Origin of the sequence: Streptomyces sp. NPDC007808, from assembly GCF_042868655.1 — a bacterium.
In the GTDB taxonomy this organism is placed as follows: Bacteria; Actinomycetota; Actinomycetes; order Streptomycetales; family Streptomycetaceae; genus Streptomyces.
The window spans coordinates 743,644-761,420 of the sequence record NZ_JBIAEQ010000001.1; the positions used below are offsets into that span (position 1 = coordinate 743,644).

Sequence of the window (17,777 nt, forward strand, 5' to 3'; positions counted from 1 at the left end):
CGGCTCCGGGACCCGGGGCGGCCTCGGCCGCGACAGGCTCTCGGCGCCGGTGCCGGTCGGCTCGGCCTCCGTGACCCCGGTCGTGAGGAGCGGGGCGCCGGCGGACGGTCTGGCGGTCATGGCAATGCCTCGCTGTCGGGGAGTTGGCCGGGCGTCGGTGGGTGGTTGATTCGGCTCGTCGCCGGGAGCGCGATGGTCAGTGTCGGCGGGTGGTTGATTCGGCTCGTCGCTCGGAGCGTGACGGTCAGCGTCGGCGGGTGGTCGATTCGGCTCGCCGCCCGGAGCGCGACGGGTCAGGCGTCGGCCGGCGCGGTCCGGGTGGCCCAGGAGCCGTAGCCGCCCAAGAGGTCGGAGACATCGCTGAGCCCCCGGTGCCGGAGCAGGGCGGCGGCTACGGACGAGCGGTGGCCGCCCGCGCAGTGCACGACGACAGGGCGGTCGGCGGGTATCTCCCCGACCCGGCGCGTGAGTTCGGCCAGGGGGATGTGCAGCGAGCCCGCGATGAGGCCCGTCTCGCGTTCGGCGAGGTTGCGTACGTCCAGGACCAGTGGCGGCTCGTCGCCCGCCAGCGCCCGGCGCAACTCGTCCGCCGTCAGCCGGCGCGCCTGCCGCATCTCGTCCGCGAGCAGCACGAACGCGCCCTCGGGGTCGCGCAGACAGCCGCCGACCTCGTCGAAGCCGATCCTCGCGAGCCGCGTGACGAGCTCCTCCTCACGGCCCTGGGGCGCCACCACGACGACCTCCTGCCCCGGGGCGACCACCATGCCGGCCTGCTCGGCGAAGCGGCCTTCGGCGGGCACGTTGAGCGAGCCGCGAAGGTGACCGGCGGCGAACTCCCGCGGTGAGCGGGCGTCGATCACGACCGCGCCTGCGGCCCGTCGACGCGTGAACTCCTGGACGGACAACGGCCGGGCCCCGGCGGAGGGATCGAACAGGCCGTGCTCCGTGCGGTTGAGCGTGGCGTCGTGGGCGAAGTAGGCGGGCGCGGCTGGCTGTCCGGCGGTGACCAGCTCGACGAACTGCTGCTCGCTCATGGGCCGGCAGGCGTAGTTGGTGGCGCGCTGCTCGCCGATGGTGGACTGCCGCCGGGTGGAGAGGTTCCTGCCGCAGGCGGAACCGGCGCCGTGGGCGGGAAAGACCCGCACCGTGTCGGGCAGCGCCATCAGCCTGCGCTGGACGCTGTGGTGGAGCATCCGGCCCAGCGCGTCGGCGGTCGCGCCGAGCGAGGCGAGCAGATCGGGGCGGCCCACGTCGCCGATGAACAGGGTGTCCCCGGTGAGGACGCCGTAGGGGACGCGGTCGGCGGCGTGCTCGTACACCAGGATGCTGATCGACTCGGGTGTGTGGCCCGGGGTTTCGAGGATCTCCAGCTGGACGTCCCCGAGGCTGATCCGCTCGCCGTCCGCCAGCCCGCGGATGGGGTACTCGGCCTCGGCGTGCCGCCCGTAGCCGATCCAGGCGCCGGTGCGGCCGGCCAGTTCCAGGTGGCCGGCGAGGAAGTCGGCGTGGAAGTGGGTGTTGATGACGGCCTCCACGGTGAGACCGTGTGCGTCGGCGTCGGTGAGGTAGTCGGAGATGTCCCGGCGTGGGTCGACGACCACCGCCCTGCCCGTCTCCTCGTCGGCGATCATGTACGACGCCTGGGAGAGGCAGTCGAGGTAGTACTGGACGAAGAGCATGGTCGGGTCCTCCGTGGGAGACGGATGCGGGATTCGCGGCGGCCATACCCCAGGGGGTATCGAGAGTTCCGTGTCGGGTCCTCCTTGCCGAGGGTGGTCGCGAGGGAAAGGAGGCCGGCCCGGTCGGGGGAGGCCCGGGCCGGCCGGTCAGAGGCGGCCGCGGAGCATGCCGTGCCAGTACACCCGCGGCAGCGCGTACCGCTTGAACAGCCACATCGAACGCCGCTCCTTGAACGGGTCGAGCAACGGGAACGTGGGGGCGGGTCGCAGGTCGTAGTCGAACTCGGCGAGCAGCATCCGGTCCCGGGCGGTCACCAGCGGGCAGGACGTGTACCCGTCGTAATGGTGCGACGGAGCGCGGCCGTTCATGACGTCGAGCAGGTTTCCGGTCACCACGGGGGCCTGTTTGCGGATCGCCGCACCGGTCTTGGAGGTCGGCAGGTGTGCCACGTCGCCGATGGCGAAGACGTCGTGGTGCGTGGGGTGTTGCAGGGTGTACTGGTCGGCGGCGACGAAGCCCTGCGGGCTGGCCGGGTCGGCGAGCGGGCTCGCTGCGACCCAGTCGGGGGCGCGCTGCGGGGGCACGGCGTGCAGGAGGTCGTAGCCGATGGTCTGCGCGGTGCCCGTCGCATGGTCGGTGACGGTGATCTCGCGGGCGCCGCCGTCCACCGCGGTCATCTCGGAGCGCAGTCGCACCTCGATGCCGTAGCGCTCGGCCACCCGCTGAAGGACCTCCGACCAGGCGGGCACCTTGAAGAGGGTCTGATCGGGGACGACGAGGACGACACGGATGTCGTCGAGCACCTTCTGCCTGCGCCAGTGGTCGGCGGCCAGGTAGGCGATCTTCTGCGGGGCGCCGCCGCACTTCAGCGGGGTCGCCGGGTGGGTGAAGACCGCTGTGCCCGAACGCATCCGCCTGATCAGCTCCCAGGTGCGCGGTGCGTACTCGGGTGAGTAGTTGCTGCTCACCCGGTCATGACCGACGGCCTCGGCCAGGCCCGGCACACCGTCCCAGTCGAGCTGGAGGCCGGGCGCCATGACCAGGTGCTCGTAGGCGAGTACGGCGCCGTCGGCCAGGTTCACCGTACGGGCCTCGGGGTCGACGCCCAGGGCGCGGCCACGGATCCAGCGCACGCCATCGGGTATGAGGGAGCCTTCCGGGCGGCGGCTGGTGCGCAGCGGGGCCTGGCCGCCGCCGACGAGGGTCCACAGCGGCTGGTACCAGTGCGTGTCGGACGGCTCGACCAGGGCGATGCCGGTGACGCCGGCGCGGTGCAGACGGGCGGCGACGCTGATCCCGGCACTGCCGCCACCGATGACGACGACGCGGTGACGGCCGGAGGTCGGCTCTGTGCCGCCGCCGCGGGGTGCCGGCGACGTCGGGTGCTCGGATGCGGGTGGGGGAGTGGCGGGCAAGGCGGTGCTCCTTTCCGGTTGTGGCATTTCGTTGCCTCCTCAAATACCCCCGGGGGTTTCCTGTTCGGGAGAGTAGGACGGGCCTTGGAGGCCGTCAAATACCGGGCGGGGTATTTGCCTGTCAGGCAATGTCCGGAATGGCGCGCCTCTCGGGAACCGGTCCGGACGACCGGCGGAGGACCGGCAAGCGGAATGCGGACCGGCGTCAGGAGTGGGACCAGGTCAGCAGTGGGACCGGGCCAGGAGGGGAACCGACTCGGGGGAGGGCAGGGCCAGGAGGCGCGAGTCAGATGTCCGGCCCGAGCGTGACGGGGCACCGCCCGGCGCTCGGGAAGGCGAACGCGAGCATCCCCTCGCACGACCGCGCGGGCTCGAAGCCCATCACGGCGGATGGCAGGACAGGAGAAAGGGGCGGAAAGGACCCATCCACTTCTCGCGGATCCTGATTGCGCGGTGCGCGGCCCGAAGCCGCTTCCCCGCGCCTGGGGCGTGGGCCCTTTCCGTCACCTCCAGCACACCACACACGGCACGGCACGACCAGGGCCGGTGCGCCCTGCGGCGGGAGACGAACGGCCCGCCCGGCCGGGGGCACGGTCACCGTCGTGGTCTCGGGCGCCTGATGCGGGGACAGGCCGCGCACAGCGCCGCGGAGCGCAAGCCTCCCGACGGACCCGGGCCGGGGCCGAATGGCCCCACGCCGATCCCGGGACGGGCGTGCGACGGTGGAGTGGGAGCCGCGCCGCATCACGCCGCGGCCTGAGGAAGGCGGTGGCCGCGATGGAGCTGCCCGAGGTCATGGGGGTCGACGGATCGGAGCCGAGCCCACGGGCGGTCCACCGGGCCGTGGACGAGGCGGCCCGGCACGCTGTGGCCCCGCGCCTGGTGTACGCGTCCTTGTGGGAGCGCTGCGAGCAGGGCGAGCCGCGCTCGTACGGCGGCCCGCAGAGCCCGTCCGGGCAGCTGACGGCGGACACCGTCGTCCCCCGAGCGGCGGAACGCGCCCGCCGACGCGCTCCCGATGTGCAGGTCTCCGTCGACGTGGTACCCGACGAGCCGGTGAACGCGCTGCTGAATGAAGCCCTCCATGCCTTCGCCGTGGTGACCGGGTCCCGGGGCCGCGGCGGGCTCAGCGGCCTGCTCCCGGGTTCGGTCGGCCGCACCGTGGCCGCCCGCGCGCCCGGGCCGATGAGCGTCGTCCGCGGTGACAGGGCCGGCCCGGAAGGCACCCACGAGCGGATCCTGCTCGCTGCCGCCGATCCCGCCGTCGCCGGTGAAGCGACGCGGTTCGCCTTCCGGGAGGCGGAGACACGCCGGTGCACGCTCGACGTCGTACGCCCCTATCGGGCACCCGCGCACCGGACCGCCGACCATGTCCCGCTCACCGGGGAGCCGGCCCACCATCAGGAGGAACAGGCCTCCGCCCTGATCGACGCCGTGCTCCATGACGCAAGGGTCGACCACCCCGGCGTGCGGGTGCGCCGTACCACCGCGCGGGGCCCGGCCCACCGGCTCCCGCTGCACCGGTCGGCCGCCGCGGACCTCGTCGTCATCGGTGCCCGCCGCCGATCGGGCCGTTTCGGGCTTCAGCTCGGTCGGGTGGGGCACACGCTGCTGCACCACGCCGACGCCCCCGTGGCCGTCGTACCGCATCCGGAGTGATCATGGAGCCTCCCCTCACCCCGACCACCTCCCACCCCGCGCTCGCACCCGCGCTCCGGGACATCCGGGCAGTCGTCTTCGACACCGACGGAGTGATCACCGACTCGGCCCGGGTGCACGCGGCCGCGTGGAAGACGGCGTTCGACGCCTTCCTGCGCGAGCATCCGCCCGCGGACCCGGCTCAGCGGCGCCCGTTCGACGACCGGGACGACTATCTGCGCCACGTGGACGGCAGGTCCCGCCTCGACGGGGCAGCCGCCTTCCTCGCCTCGCGCGGCGCCGACACCTCGCAGGAGACGGTGCGGCAGGTCGCCGCCGACAAGGAGCGGCTGTTCACCGAGCGGCTGCGCGAGCACGGCGTGGCCGCGTTCCCGGGAACGGTACGGCTGGTGCGCGCCCTGCGCGGAGCGGGGACATCCGTGGCGGCGGCCTCGGCGTCCCGGCACGCCCGTGAACTGCTCACCCGGGCGGGGGTGCTGGACCTCTTCGACGTGCTGGTGGACGGCGGCGAGGCCGCCCGGCTGGGACTGCCGGGCAAGCCGCGCCCCGACCTGTTCCTCACCGCGGTCGAGCGGCTCGGCGCAGACGCCGGCCGGGCCGCCGTCGTCGAGGACGCCCTCGCCGGCGTGGAGGCGGGGCGCAACGGCGGCTTCGCCCTCGTCGTCGGCGTCGACCGGGCCGGCACCGGGGACTCGGGGGAGGCGCTGCGGCGGCACGGCGCCGACCTCGTCGTACGCGATCTCGCGGAACTGCTGGTGTGAGGAGCGACCAAGTGACGGGCTGGACCTGGGAGTACGAGGGCTACGAGCCCGCGGACGAACGGCTGAGGGAGTCCCTGTGCACCCTGGGCAACGGCTACTTCGCCACCCGGGGCGCGCTCCCGGAGTGCGACGCCGACGACATCCACTACCCGGGCACCTACATCGCGGGCATCTACAACCGGCTCACCTCCGACGTCTCGGGCCGCAAGGTCGAGAACGAGGACATGGTCAACATGCCGAACTGGCTGCCGCTGCGGTTCCGCCTGCGGCACGGGCACTGGCTCAGCCCGGACACCGCCCCGGTCCTCACGCACAGCATGGGCCTGCGCCTGTCCTCCGGCATCCTCGAACGCCACACCCGCTTCGACGTGGGCGAGGGGCGGGTGCTGTCGGTACGCCAGCAGCGGCTCGTGCACATGGGCGATCCGCATCTGGGCGCCCTGCGCACCGAGTTCACCGCCGACAACTTCTCCGGCGAACTCGACGTGGAGGCCTCCATGGACGGGGGCGTCACCAACGACGGCGTGCCGCGCTACCGCGACCTGGACGGCCGTCACCTCACCCATGTGCACGCGGGCATCGCCGGACCGGACACGGTGTGGCTGCGCTGCCGCACCCGCACCTCGGACATCCGGATCGGCATGGCCGCCCGGCTGACCGCCGACGCGCCCGTCATGTTCCGCAACAAGAACCCGCGCACCGCCCAGCATGTGCGCCTGCACCTGAGCGAGGGCGACACCAGGACCGTCGACAAGACCGTCGCCCTGCACACCTCGCGGGACCCGGCCATCAGCGACCCCCTGTACGCCGCCGTCGACCGGGTCGGCCGGGCACCCGACTTCGACGCCCTGCTGGAGTCGCACCTCACGGCCTGGAACCAGCTCTGGCGCCGGGCGGAACTCGATGTCGAGGGGGAGTCGGGCCGCATCCTGCGGCTGCACCTGTTCCACGTGCTCCAGACGCTCTCACCGCACACCGCCGACCTCGACGTGGGCGTACCGGCCCGGGGGCTGCACGGTGAGGCCTACCGGGGCCATGTCTTCTGGGACGAACTCTTCGTCCTTCCCTACCTCAACCTGCACTTCCCCGAGGTCTCCCGGGCCCTCCTGCGCTACCGCCACCGGCGCCTCGAACCTGCCCGCAACGCCGCCCAGGCGGTGGGCCGCAGAGGCGCGCTGTACCCGTGGCAGAGCGGCAGCGACGGCCGGGAGGAGACCCAGCAGCTCCACCTCAACCCCCGCTCGGGACGCTGGCTGCCCGACCACTCCCACCTGCAGTACCACGTCGGCTCGGCCATCGCCTACAACGTGTGGCAGTACTGCGAGGCCGGCGGCGACATGGAGTTCCTGCACACCAAAGGCGCCGAGATGCTGTTGCAGATCGCCCGCTTCTGGGCGGACTCGGCCACCTACGACGAGAGGATCGGCCGGCATCGCATCAGGGGCGTGGTCGGCCCCGACGAGTACCACGACGCCTACCCCGGCGCCACGGCGCCCGGCCTCGACGACAACGCGTACACCAACGTCACCGCCGCCTGGGTGCTCGCCCGCACACTGGAGCTGCTGCACGCCCTCCCGGAGCCCCGCCTGCGGGAACTCGTCGAGCGCACGGGACTCGACGGGGGCGAGCTCGACCACTGGGAGGACGTGTCCCACACCCTGTACGTGCCCTTCCACCGCGGCGTGATCAGCCAGTTCGACGGCTACGGCGAACTCGCCGAGCTCCCCTGGGACGAGTACCGGCAGCGCTACGGCGACATCCGCCGACTGGACCGGATCCTGGAGGCGGAGGGCGACACCGTCAACCGCTACCAGGCGTCCAAGCAGGCCGACGTCCTGATGCTCGGCTACCTGTTCTCACCCACCGAACTGCGGGGCCTGTTCGACCGGTTGGGGCTGCGCCTGGACGACGATACCTGGCACCGCACCGTCGACTACTACCTGCACCGCACCAGCCACGGCTCCACCCTCAGCGGCCTGGTGCACGGCTGGGTCCTGGCCCGCGCCCGGCGTGCCGAGGCGTGGCAGTTCTGCCAGGAGGCCCTCCAGGGCGACATCGCCGACGTCCAGGGCGGAACCACCGGCGAAGGCATCCACCTGGGCGCCATGGCCGGCACCCTGGACCTGGTCCAGCGCGGACTGACCGGCCTGGAGACCCGCGACGGCGCCCTCTGGCTCGACCCGGTGCCGCTGCCGGAACTGTCCTCCTACGGCTTCTCCCTGCGCTACCAGGGGAACTGGGGCGTGCGGCTGCGCCTGGAGCGAGGCAAGCTGGAGATCGCCGTGCCCTCGTCGGACGCGTCCGCGATCGACGTACGGCTGCCGGACCGAGCGGTCGTCGTCGAACCAGGGGAGACGACCCGGCTGGAACTGCGCGACTGACGCCCGCCCCAAGGACGCCGACGCGGACGACCGCCTCGACGCGACCGGCACCGGGCCGAGGTCGGCCGTACGGCCTCGGGGCCCCGGGGCCGTACGGCCCTGTGCGGGATGCCGTCGGCGGAGTGAGGCTGGGAGGAGGACGAGACGACGGCGGCCGGCCGAGACCGCCGGATCCCGGGCCCGGCCGTACGGTGCCGCCCTCGCCCCGAGGTACGAGGACCGGCGGTCCCGGCACGGGGAGACCGCACGGAGCCCACGGAACTCGCCCGGAAAGGGGAGTGCGATGAACGGCCCGGTTGTGGTGGGGGTGGACGGCTCGCCGTCGAGCATGGCGGCCGTGGAGATCGCGGCGCGCGAGGCCGGGTCGCGGGGGGTGGGGCTCCGGCTGGTGCACGCCTTCGGGTGGCCGGCCGCGCACGTCCCGCCGGGTCGGCCCTGGGACCCGAGCGGTGCCGGGCTGCGCGAACTCGTCGACGGCACCCTCGCCAAGGCGGAACGGCGCGCCCACCAGGCCGCGCCCGGCACCGACGTGATACGCGAGATCGTCGTCGGCGAACCGGTGATGGTGCTGGAGATCGAGTCGCGCACCGCGTCCCTGGCGGTGGTCGGCAGCCGGGGTCTGGGCCGGTTCGGCAGCCTGCTGCTCGGCTCCACCGCCGGTCATCTGGCCGCCCACGCCGGCTGCCCGGTGCTGGTGGTGCGGGGCCGGACCAGCCCGCAAGGGCCCGTCCTGCTCGCCGTCGACGGGTCACCCGCCGCCCGCGGAGCCGTCGAGTTCGCCTTCGCCCAGGCATCCCGGCACGGCACCGACCTGATCGCGCTGCACGTCTGGAGCCCGCGCACCGAACGCGCCTACGACGGCCCGGGCGACCCGCCCTTCGTGACGTACGACGAGGACCGGCTGCGGGACGAGGAGCAGCGGGTGCTGGCCGAGGCGCTCGGCGGGCTGGGGGAGAAGTACCCGGACGTCACCGTGCACCGCGAGCTGGTCCGGGGCCGGGTCCGGCACTCGCTCATCGAGGCGAGCTCCGACGCCGGGCTCGTCGTGGTCGGCGCGCGCGGCCACGGCGGTTTCGCCGGGCTGCTGCTGGGCTCGGTCAGCCAGGCCCTGCTGCACCACGCGCACTGCCCGGTCGCCGTCGTCCGCACGGGCGAGGAGTGACGTGCGAGGGGCGGGGCGTCTCGGCCCAGCCCGCCGTCAGCGCGCGGCCGTCGACCCCGGCGGAGATCGGCGGATGCAGACGCTTGACCCCGGCCCGGGCCATGGTGCGGGCGGCCTGCGCGAGCGTCGCGTCGGGCAGGACGGTCAGGGCAGGTCACGTCATCAGCTCGTCCGCGGTCACCGAACCGGCCTTCTCCAGGTCGGACCCCGAGGAGCCGGCCCGCGCCGACCACCACCGGCAGGGCGCTGACCCTGCGGTCCTGAGCCTCTCGGTGGGCTCGTTCGCGGGACGACCGTGTCCTCAGCGCGGGCCGCCACTGCCGTACGGGCCGTACAGGTCCAGCAGCCGGCCACGGGCCGCCTGCAGGCGGTGGGCCACGACCTCGCCGACCCACCGGGCGATGCTGCGGCCGAAATCCGGGTCCGCCTGGCACATCGAGCGCACCGTCGTCGCGTCGAACTCGTACGTCCGCAGCGGCGTGGCCGCCTCGGCGCCCAGGTGCCAGGTGTACGGCGGATACAGCCAGGACCAGCCCACGAGTTCGTTGTGCCCGAGGGACTCGATGACGGCCGGCCGGCGGCCGGGTACCCGCGTGTCGAGTTCGACCGTGCCGGTCCGGATGATCCAGAACCGGTCGGCGTGACCGCCCTCGTCGAAGAGCCGTGCGCCCTGCGGGAACGACACCTCACGGGCGATCCGCAGCAGCCGGTCCCGGTGCTCCACGGGCAGCGCCCGGGGCATGCTGGCAGTTACCGGTGCGTTCATGGCGTGCCTCCAGGTCGGGCGTACGGAGCTACCACCTCCAGCGTGGACACCCGCCGCGGGCGTGGCCATGGGCCGTCCGGCCCCAGGGACGGGCCGACCGGCGGGCCGCGGGCGCCCTTCGGGCCCTGGGGCGGCCCACCGCCCGCCGTCCGATGATGAGAACGGGGACACTCGCGGAGAGGGGCGAGGCCATGCGCATCGTCGTCGCACTGGGGGACAACGCCCTGCTGCGCCGCGGCGAGCGCCCCGACGCGGACGTGCAGCGCACGAACATCGTCCGCGTCGCCACCGCGATCGCCGCCCTCGCCCATGAGCACGAACTCGTGATCACCCACGGCAACGAACCCCAGCTCGGCCTCCTCGCCGCCCAGAGCACCGCCGACGCCGCCCTCAGCGCTCCCTACCCGCTGGATCTGCTCGGCGCCCAGACCCAGGGCATGATCGGCAGCCTCCTGGAGCGCACCCTGCGGGGAGTGCTGCCCGGGCGCAGGGTCGTCACGCTGCTCACGCACACCCGGGTACGGCCCGACGATCCCGCCTTCGCGCATCCCTCCGCGTTCGTCGGACCCCTCTACCCGCAGCGGGCCGCCCGGTTCCTGGCGGCGAAGTACGGCTGGCTCATGGCGCAGGACCGGCACGGCTGGCGGCGCCTGGTCCCCGCACCCGACGCCGAGCGGATCCTGGAGGCCGACGTCGTTCGCGTCCTGCTCGACGCGGGGACCGTGGTCGTCTGCGCGGGAGGCGGAGGCGTTCCCGTCGTCCGCGATCGGGCCACCGGCGCGCTGCACGGCCTCGACGCGGTCGTCGACAAGGACCTCGCGGCCGCCCGGCTGGCCGAGGAAGTGAAGGCCGACTTCCTGCTGGTCCTCACCGACGTCCCCAACGTGTACGCCGCTTACGGCACCCCCGACCAGCGGCCGGTCCTGGACGCCACGCCCGCGGAACTGCGTGACGCCCACTATGCCGAGGGCTCGATGGGTCCCAAGGCCGAAGCCGCGGCCCGCTTCGTCGAGAACACCGGCCAGCTGGCCGGCATCGGGGCGCTGGACGCGGCGTACGAGATCGTGCACGGCCGCTCCGGAACCCTCGTGCAGCCCGATCTCCCGGCGACCGATGTCAGTTGACGCGACCGTCACCGACCGCGGCGCCACGTCCGGCGAGGACAGGCACCGGCTGGTGCCTTCGAAGCGGACGTTCAGTCCCCCGGCCCCGGTCTTCCCTGCTGCGACATGTCCGCACCCGCACCCGCGTTCGGCCCCGGGTCCGGCAGCGGCCCGACCGACGGCGGCCCGCCGGCCGAGGGCTTCCCGAGCGCCACTCCCGGCTGCGCCGACCGCGAGGGGCCGTGGGGCCGGTCGGTCCCGGCCGGGGACCAACGGCCCCTGCAACCACGGCCCGCCGGATCCGACGCTTGAAGCAGACCCCCTGAGGAGGAAGAACCATGGTCCGCACTGTTGTGGCAGGTCTCGACGGATCGGCGGAGAGCCGGGCCGCCGCCGAGTGGGCGGCTCGCGAGGCGACGTTGCGCCATCTGCCGTTGAAGATCGTCCACGTCTGGGAGCCCGTACCGGAACCGATGGCCCAGGCCCCCCTGCTCGGCGCAGAGACCCAGCAGCACTGGAGCGAGCGGATTCCACGTGAGGCCGCCGAGGGGATCCGGCTGCGTCACCCCGGTGTCGAGGTGACCACCGAGCAGGTGACCGGCGGGGCCGTCGACGCCCTGGTCGAGGCCGCCGCGGACGCGGAGCTGCTGGTCCTCGGTTCGCGTGGTCTCAGTGGCTTCGGCGGGTTCATGGTCGGTTCGGTGGGCCTGTCCGTGGTGGCCCGCTCCGAGCGGCCGGTCGTCCTGGTCCGCGCCGGCGAGCAGGCCGCCGACGAGCACGAACCGGATCGCACGGGCATCCCGTCCGCCGCCACGCCCTACCGGCCCGTCGTCCTCGGCCTCGACGCCGCAGCTCCCGACGACACCGTCATCGAGTTCGCCTTCGAGGAGGCCGCCCGGCGCGGGACCGGCCTGCGGGCGATCCACGGCTGGAACCTGCCGCCGTACTACGTCTACGGCCTCGCGGTCGACAGCCGCTTCCACGACGAGATCGCCCGGCAGCAGGCCGCCCTTCTCGCGGAAGCCCTGCGGCCCTGGCGGAAGAAGTACCCGGACGTCGAGATCACCGAGGAGACCCCGTCCGGCAGCCCGGGCATCCGGTTGGTGGACGCCGCCAAGGAAGCATCCCTGGTCGTCGTCGGCCGCCGTATCCGCCGCAGCCCCTTCGGCACCCACATCGGCCCCGTCACCCACGCCGTCCTGCACCACGCCACCGCCCCCGTAGCCGTCGTCGCCCACAACTGATCGCCGACTTCCAGGAGTTGACCTCATGAAGGCAGCGGTCGAGGAGCCCGGACCCGCCCTGGCACGCGAGTGCCGGGCCGGCTGCGCGCTCGTCGTCGGCAACCGCGGGCGCAGCGGCATCGCCGCCGCACTGCTGGGCTCCGTCAGCCGGACTCTGGCCGCGCGCGCCGACCGCCCGGTCGTCGTACCGCGCGGCAGCCACGACAACCAGGCCACGCCTGCGGTGCGCGGCCGGATCGTCGTGGGGGTCGGCGAGGGCGCCGCGGGCTCGGCCGCCGTCCGGTTCGCCCGCGAAGAGGCGCGGCGCCGCGGTGTCGCCCTGGAGGCCGTACGGGCCTGGCGCCGCCCGGCGCACGAGACCGGCGACCACCCGCTGCCGGCCGACGACCCGGCCCGACCGCAGGAGCGGCACGCCGACGAGATCCTCACCGAGGCCCTTCGCGACACCCCGCCCGGCGTTCAGGTGCACCGCCGTACCGTCGAGGCTCCTGCCCGCCGCGCGCTGGTGGACGCCTCGCACGGCGCCGACCTCCTGATCGTCGGATCGAAGCGCCGCACGGGACATCCCGGGCCGTCACTCGGCCGCATCGCGCACGCGGCCCTGCTCCACTCCGTCTGCCCGGTCGCCGTCGTCCCGCAGCAGGCGTGAGCGCCGTGGCCGGTTCACAACGTCGCCGCGTGGTCCCTGACGTAGGTCTGCAGATCACGCGGCGTCCGCTGGTAACCGGTGGGTTCCGGCCGTTCCGGCAGCTCCAGCACCGGCGGGAGCACATCCTCGTACGGCACGGACTCCAGCAGGTGGGCGATCATGTTCAGCCGGGCCCGGCGCTTGTCGTCGCTCTCGACGACGAACCAGGGTGCCTCGGGGATGTCGGTGTGCACCATCATCTCGTCCTTGGCCCGGGAGTACTCCTCCCACCGGGTGATCGACTCCAGGTCCATCGGGGACAGCTTCCAGCGCCGCAAGGGGTCCTCCAGACGGCGGCGGAAGCGCTCCTGCTGCTCCTCGTCGCTCACCGAGAACCAGTACTTGCGCAAGAGGATCCCGTCCTCCACCAGCATCCGCTCGAAAATCGGGCATTGACGCAGGAAGAGCTGGTACTCCTCCCTGGTGCAGAAGCCCATCACGTGCTCGACGCCGGCCCGGTTGTACCAGCTGCGGTCGAACAGCACGATCTCCCCGGCGGCCGGCAGATGCTGGATGTACCGCTGGAAGTACCACTGGGTGCGCTCGCGCTCGGTCGGCTTCGGCAGGGCCGCGATACGCGCCACGCGCGGGTTGAGGTGCTCGGTGACCCGTTTGATGGTGCCGCCCTTGCCCGCCGCGTCCCGCCCCTCGAAGATGACGACAAGGCGGGCACCCTCGGTACGCACCCACTCCTGCAGCTTCGCCAACTCGCTCTGCAGACGCAGCAGTTCCTTCTCGTACACCTTGCGCGGCAGCTTCTCCGCCTGTTTGCCGGCCATGCCGCCTCCCACCGCCCGTCGACCCCGTCGACGACCCACTCGACGACTTCCGGAGTCACCGATGCCCGAGCTCGAACACCAGGACAGCACCGTACTGACCGACGACGAGCTGCGCACCCTGGACGCCCACTGGCGGGCCGCGAACTATCTGGCCGCCGGTCAGATCTATCTCCTGGCCAACCCGCTCCTGCGCGAACCGCTCAGGGCGGAGCACATCAAGCCGAGGCTGCTCGGCCACTGGGGCACCTCGCCCGGCCTGAACCTCGTGTACACGCACCTGAACCGGGTGATCAGGGCCCGCGACCTGAACGCGCTGTGCGTGTGGGGACCGGGCCACGGCGGCCCGTCCGTGCTCGCCAACTCCTGGCTGGAGGGGTCGTACAGCGAGACGTACCCGGACGTCGGGCGGGACGCGAGCGGCATGGGACGGCTCTTCAGGCAGTTCTCCTTCCCCGGCGGCGTGCCGAGCCATGTGGCGCCCGAGACGCCGGGCTCCATCCACGAGGGCGGTGAGCTCGGGTACGCGCTGTCGCACGCGTACGGCGCCGCCTTCGACAACCCGGACCTGGTGGTCGCCTGTGTGATCGGCGACGGCGAGGCGGAGACCGGGCCGCTGGCCGCGTCCTGGCACTCCGACAAGTTCCTCGACCCGGTGCACGACGGTGCCGTCCTGCCGATCCTGCACCTCAACGGCTACAAGATCGCCAACCCGACCGTTCTGGCCCGTCTGCCCGAGGCCGAACTGGACGCCCTGCTGCGCGGCTACGGCCACGAACCGATCCATGTCACCGGCGACGACCCGGCCACCGTCCACCGCGCCATGGCGCGGGCCCTCGACGACGCGCTCGACCGCATCGCCCTGCTTCAGCGCACGGCCCGCGAGGAGGGGGTGGGTGAGCGGTCGCACTGGCCCGTCATCGTCCTGCGTACCCCGAAGGGCTGGACCGGTCCCGCCGAGGTCGACGGTGTCCCCGTGGAGGGCACCTGGCGTGCCCACCAGGTCCCGCTGGCCGGCGTCCGGGAGAACCAGGACCACCTGCGGCAGCTGGAGGCGTGGCTGCGCTCGTACCGCCCCGAGGAACTGTTCGACGCCGACGGCAGGCCCGTCGCGGACGTCCTCGCCTGTGTCCCCGAGGGCACTCGACGGCTCGGTGCCACCCCGCACGCCAACGGCGGCCTCCTGCTGCGCGAGCTGCCGCTGCCGTCCCTCGACCGTTTCGCGGTGCCGGTCGACAAGCCCGGCACGACCCTGCACGAGCCGACCCGCGTCCTCGGCGACTACCTCGAACAGGTCATGGCGGACACCTCGACCCGCCGCGACTTCCGCCTCGTCGGCCCCGACGAGACCGCCTCCAACCGCCTGCAGGCCGTGTTCGGCGCCAGCGGCAAGGCGTGGCAGGCGGAGACCCTCCCGGTCGACGAGCACCTCGACCGGCACGGCCGGGTCCTGGAGATCCTCTCCGAGCACACCTGCCAGGGCTGGCTGGAGGGCTACCTCCTCACCGGCAGGCACGGGTTGTTCTCCTGCTACGAGGCGTTCGTGCACATCGTCGACTCGATGGTCAATCAGCACATCAAGTGGCTGAAGACCTCCCGCGAGCTGCCCTGGCGGGCCCCCGTCGCCTCCCTCAACTACCTGCTCACCTCGCACGTGTGGCGCCAGGACCACAACGGCTTCTCCCACCAGGACCCCGGCTTCGTCGACCACGTGCTCAACAAGAGCCCCGAGGTCGTCCGCGTCTACCTGCCGCCGGACGCCAACACCCTGCTGTCGGTCGCCGACCACGCGCTGCGCAGCCGGGACTACGTCAACGTCGTCGTGGCCGGGAAGCAGCCCTGCTTCGACTGGCTGTCCATGGAGCAGGCCGTCGCCCACTGCGCGCGCGGTGCCGGAATCTGGGACTGGGCGGGCTCGGAGAACGGCGGCGAACCGGACGTGGTCCTCGCCTGCGCCGGCGACGTCCCCACGCAGGAAGTCCTGGCCGCCGCCCAGCTGCTGCGCCGCCTCCTGCCCGACCTCGCCGTACGCGTGGTCAACGTCGTCGACATGACCCGGTTGATGCCGCGTGAAGAACACCCGCACGGCATGACCGACTTCGAGTACGACGGCCTGTTCACCACCGACAAGCCGGTGATCTTCGCCTACCACGGCTATCCGTGGCTGATCCACCGGCTCGCCTACCGGCGCACCGGCCACCCGAACCTGCACGTGCGCGGCTACAAGGAGTCGGGCACCACCACCACGCCGTTCGACATGGTCGTCCGCAACGACCTGGACCGCTACCGCCTGGTCATGGACGTCATCGACCGCGTTCCCGGCCTCGCGGTGCGCGCGGCGGGCGCCCGGCAGGAGATGGCCGACGCGCGCACCCGGCACCACGCGTGGATCAGGGAGCACGGCACGGATCTGCCCGAGGTCGCTGAGTGGACGTTCGCGCTCCGCTAGGGCCTGTCGTTTGGATCATGCCGGCGTCGACACGGCGATTTCCGATGGATCATGCCGGCGTCGAGACGGCGCTTTCCGAGCCGTGTCTCGCGCCGCGGATTCTTCGCCGCGAGCCGTGGCGCCGCCGGGACGGCCCACCGACGGGCCCGCACCGAGATCTCCCTCGCGGGCACCGTCGGACCGCAGCCATCGGGACGCCGGCACCGTCCTGTCGACACCTCGCCCCCGCCGCCCGCGTCGGGGCATCACGCCCCGGGCACGACACGACGGGCCCGCGCCGGAGCGCGGGCCCGTCGAACCTCCCCGGCGCGGATCACGGGAGGCCCCGTGCCGACATCGGGAGGCGTACGGTCACGTACGTCGGGATACGTACGATCACGTACGGTCGCTCTTCGGCTTGCCGCGCTGGTCCGGCGTGCCGTGCGGCGGCGGACCGGACGGCTGGGGCGATGTGGCGGGGGAGACCGGGGAACCGGCGTGGCGCGTGCTCTGCTCCGGACGCAGGGCACCGGGGTCGCCGGACGTGGGCTCGGCACCGGACCTCAGCTGCTCCAGCCGGGCGGACAGCAGCTCGGTCACCGGCAGCCGGTCCGCGTGCGACCGCTCGTAGGCCAGCAGTTCCTCCACCTCACCGGTGTCCAGCGACCGCACGCGGCTCTCCAGTCCGCCGATCGGCAGGTGGTCGTAGTCGGGCAGCGGCAGCGTGCTGCGCGCGTGGTCGGCCATGGTTCTCACTTCCTGTGTACGGACGGCCCCGGACAGGGCCGGACGGTGCGGGGCGTGGCGGGGCGGCGGCCGACGGAGCGGTCAGCCGGGCGGGCGCCGGGTGTCAGCCCGGGCCCCCGCTGCCGAACGACCCGCTGCTGCCCTCGTCCCAGCGCGGCCGCTCCTTCGACTCGCTGGGTCGCGAGGCCATGTTGCCGTGGGCGGGCATCTCGTGGGCGGTCAGCCGGTGGTCGCTTCTGGGCATCTCATGGGGCTCGCGGTTCTCCCGGACCTCGTGGACCGGGCCCTCCGCGGGCAGACGGGGCTGCTCCTCAGGGCGTGGCGGCGCCGGCTCCCGACGCCTGATGCGGGCGCCGAGGACGAAGGCGCCGATGAGCAGCGCCACGACGACCAGACCGGCGACGATCAGTCCGATGCCGAGCGCACCTTCCGCGGCGATGTTCATCGATGCGATGTTCATGGCCCCGCGAGTACCCCCGGCGTCCCGGGTGAACCCGCTCACCTTGATCGTGCCGCGCGGGTCCTGGAACGGTTCGCCCCCCGGATCGCGTCGATCAGTTCCGCCTTCGACATCCGGGAGCGGCCGTCGATGCCGAGGTCACGGGCCAGGTCGTAGAGGTGCTGCTTCGACGCCTTCTCGTCGACGCCCTCGCCGCTTCGGCCGCCCCGCCCGCGGGGCCGGGCCGACCGCGGGTCGGAGGGCCCCTTGCGGCCACCCTCCTTGCGCTGCCAGTGGTCGCCGACTTTCTCGTACGTGTGCTTCAGCGCGCCGAACGCCACCCGGTGGGCCCTTTCCCCCTCGCCGTACGTCTCGACGGCCGAGTCGTGCGCCTTGATCCAGGTCCGCCGGGCGTCCTCGGGGGAGCGCTCCAGGGTCGACGGCAGTTCCTGTCGTCCGGGCATGTCGCCCACCTCCCTCCGTCGTGATCGGACCGGCCGTCCGAGTGCCCGGCGCGATGGGCGGGAA

General features: G+C 73.1%; 15 protein-coding genes and 1 pseudogene. 8 read left to right on the top strand and 8 right to left on the bottom strand.

The window, feature by feature from the left end:
* Positions 1-293: 293 nt before the first annotated feature.
* Positions 294-1,679 (bottom strand): rhodanese-like domain-containing protein, encoded by a 1,386-nt coding sequence (locus tag ACFYNL_RS03330; protein WP_388795640.1) that lies wholly within the window; start codon positions 1,677-1,679, stop codon positions 294-296.
* A 147-nt stretch (positions 1,680-1,826) separates the two neighbouring features.
* Positions 1,827-3,095: an FAD-dependent oxidoreductase gene (locus ACFYNL_RS03335; RefSeq protein WP_388795643.1), complete on the bottom strand. Its 1,269-nt coding sequence runs from the start codon at positions 3,093-3,095 to the stop codon at positions 1,827-1,829.
* 777 nt (positions 3,096-3,872) lie between these two features.
* Here ACFYNL_RS03335 and ACFYNL_RS03340 point away from each other — a divergent pair.
* The 4 genes from ACFYNL_RS03340 to ACFYNL_RS03355 all read left to right on the top strand — a co-directional run bounded on the left by ACFYNL_RS03340 (position 3,873) and on the right by ACFYNL_RS03355 (position 9,058).
* A complete protein-coding gene (locus ACFYNL_RS03340; RefSeq protein WP_388797278.1) occupies positions 3,873-4,754 on the top strand; it encodes a universal stress protein in 882 nt (293 codons plus the stop codon).
* Between the two features lie 2 nt (positions 4,755-4,756).
* Positions 4,757-5,515, top strand: a complete 759-nt coding sequence (locus tag ACFYNL_RS03345) for an HAD family hydrolase (protein WP_388795647.1) — start codon at positions 4,757-4,759, stop codon at positions 5,513-5,515.
* 11 nt (positions 5,516-5,526) lie between these two features.
* Complete coding sequence (locus tag ACFYNL_RS03350; RefSeq protein WP_388795650.1) at positions 5,527-7,896, top strand: glycoside hydrolase family 65 protein; 2,370 nt, start codon at positions 5,527-5,529, stop codon at positions 7,894-7,896.
* 283 nt (positions 7,897-8,179) lie between these two features.
* Entirely contained in the window at positions 8,180-9,058 is an 879-nt protein-coding gene (locus ACFYNL_RS03355) for a universal stress protein (RefSeq protein WP_388795653.1), read from the top strand.
* 76 nt (positions 9,059-9,134) lie between these two features.
* On the opposite strand, the pseudogene ACFYNL_RS03360 reads toward ACFYNL_RS03355, so the two are convergent.
* Together ACFYNL_RS03360 and ACFYNL_RS03365 are read right to left on the bottom strand one after the other, a co-directional pair.
* Positions 9,135-9,363 (bottom strand): annotated as a pseudogene (locus ACFYNL_RS03360) (CBS domain-containing protein); the annotation flags it as partial.
* Positions 9,360-9,824, bottom strand: a complete 465-nt coding sequence (locus tag ACFYNL_RS03365) for a cyclic nucleotide-binding domain-containing protein (RefSeq protein ID WP_388795656.1) — start codon at positions 9,822-9,824, stop codon at positions 9,360-9,362. The pseudogene ACFYNL_RS03360 and the gene ACFYNL_RS03365, both read right to left, overlap by 4 nt.
* A gap of 191 nt (positions 9,825-10,015) precedes the next feature.
* On the opposite strand from ACFYNL_RS03365, the gene ACFYNL_RS03370 reads away from it, so the two are divergent.
* The 3 genes from ACFYNL_RS03370 to ACFYNL_RS03380 all read left to right on the top strand — a co-directional run bounded on the left by ACFYNL_RS03370 (position 10,016) and on the right by ACFYNL_RS03380 (position 12,820).
* Complete coding sequence (locus tag ACFYNL_RS03370) at positions 10,016-10,948, top strand: carbamate kinase (protein ID WP_388795659.1); 933 nt, start codon at positions 10,016-10,018, stop codon at positions 10,946-10,948.
* A gap of 317 nt (positions 10,949-11,265) precedes the next feature.
* Positions 11,266-12,171, top strand: coding sequence for a universal stress protein (locus ACFYNL_RS03375; RefSeq protein WP_388795662.1), 906 nt, complete (start codon positions 11,266-11,268; stop codon positions 12,169-12,171).
* A gap of 25 nt (positions 12,172-12,196) precedes the next feature.
* Complete coding sequence (locus tag ACFYNL_RS03380) at positions 12,197-12,820, top strand: universal stress protein (RefSeq protein WP_388795665.1); 624 nt, start codon at positions 12,197-12,199, stop codon at positions 12,818-12,820.
* 14 nt (positions 12,821-12,834) lie between these two features.
* Here ACFYNL_RS03380 and ppk2 read toward each other — a convergent pair whose 3' ends face one another.
* Positions 12,835-13,638: a polyphosphate kinase 2 gene (gene ppk2, locus ACFYNL_RS03385; RefSeq protein ID WP_388795668.1), complete on the bottom strand. Its 804-nt coding sequence runs from the start codon at positions 13,636-13,638 to the stop codon at positions 12,835-12,837.
* 61 nt (positions 13,639-13,699) lie between these two features.
* On the opposite strand from ppk2, the gene ACFYNL_RS03390 reads away from it, so the two are divergent.
* Entirely contained in the window at positions 13,700-16,084 is a 2,385-nt protein-coding gene (locus tag ACFYNL_RS03390) for a phosphoketolase (RefSeq protein WP_388795671.1), read from the top strand.
* Positions 16,085-16,459: 375 nt separating this feature from the next.
* On the opposite strand, the gene ACFYNL_RS03395 is transcribed toward ACFYNL_RS03390, so the two are convergent.
* The 3 genes from ACFYNL_RS03395 to ACFYNL_RS03405 form a co-directional block, all read right to left on the bottom strand.
* Entirely contained in the window at positions 16,460-16,810 is a 351-nt protein-coding gene (locus ACFYNL_RS03395) for a hypothetical protein (RefSeq protein ID WP_388795674.1), read from the bottom strand.
* A 103-nt stretch (positions 16,811-16,913) separates the two neighbouring features.
* On the bottom strand, positions 16,914-17,270 hold the full coding sequence (locus ACFYNL_RS03400) for a DUF6479 family protein (RefSeq protein WP_388795677.1): 357 nt from the start codon (positions 17,268-17,270) through the stop codon (positions 16,914-16,916).
* Between the two features lie 38 nt (positions 17,271-17,308).
* Positions 17,309-17,713: a ChaB family protein gene (locus ACFYNL_RS03405; RefSeq protein ID WP_388795680.1), complete on the bottom strand. Its 405-nt coding sequence runs from the start codon at positions 17,711-17,713 to the stop codon at positions 17,309-17,311.
* Positions 17,714-17,777 lie beyond the last annotated feature (64 nt).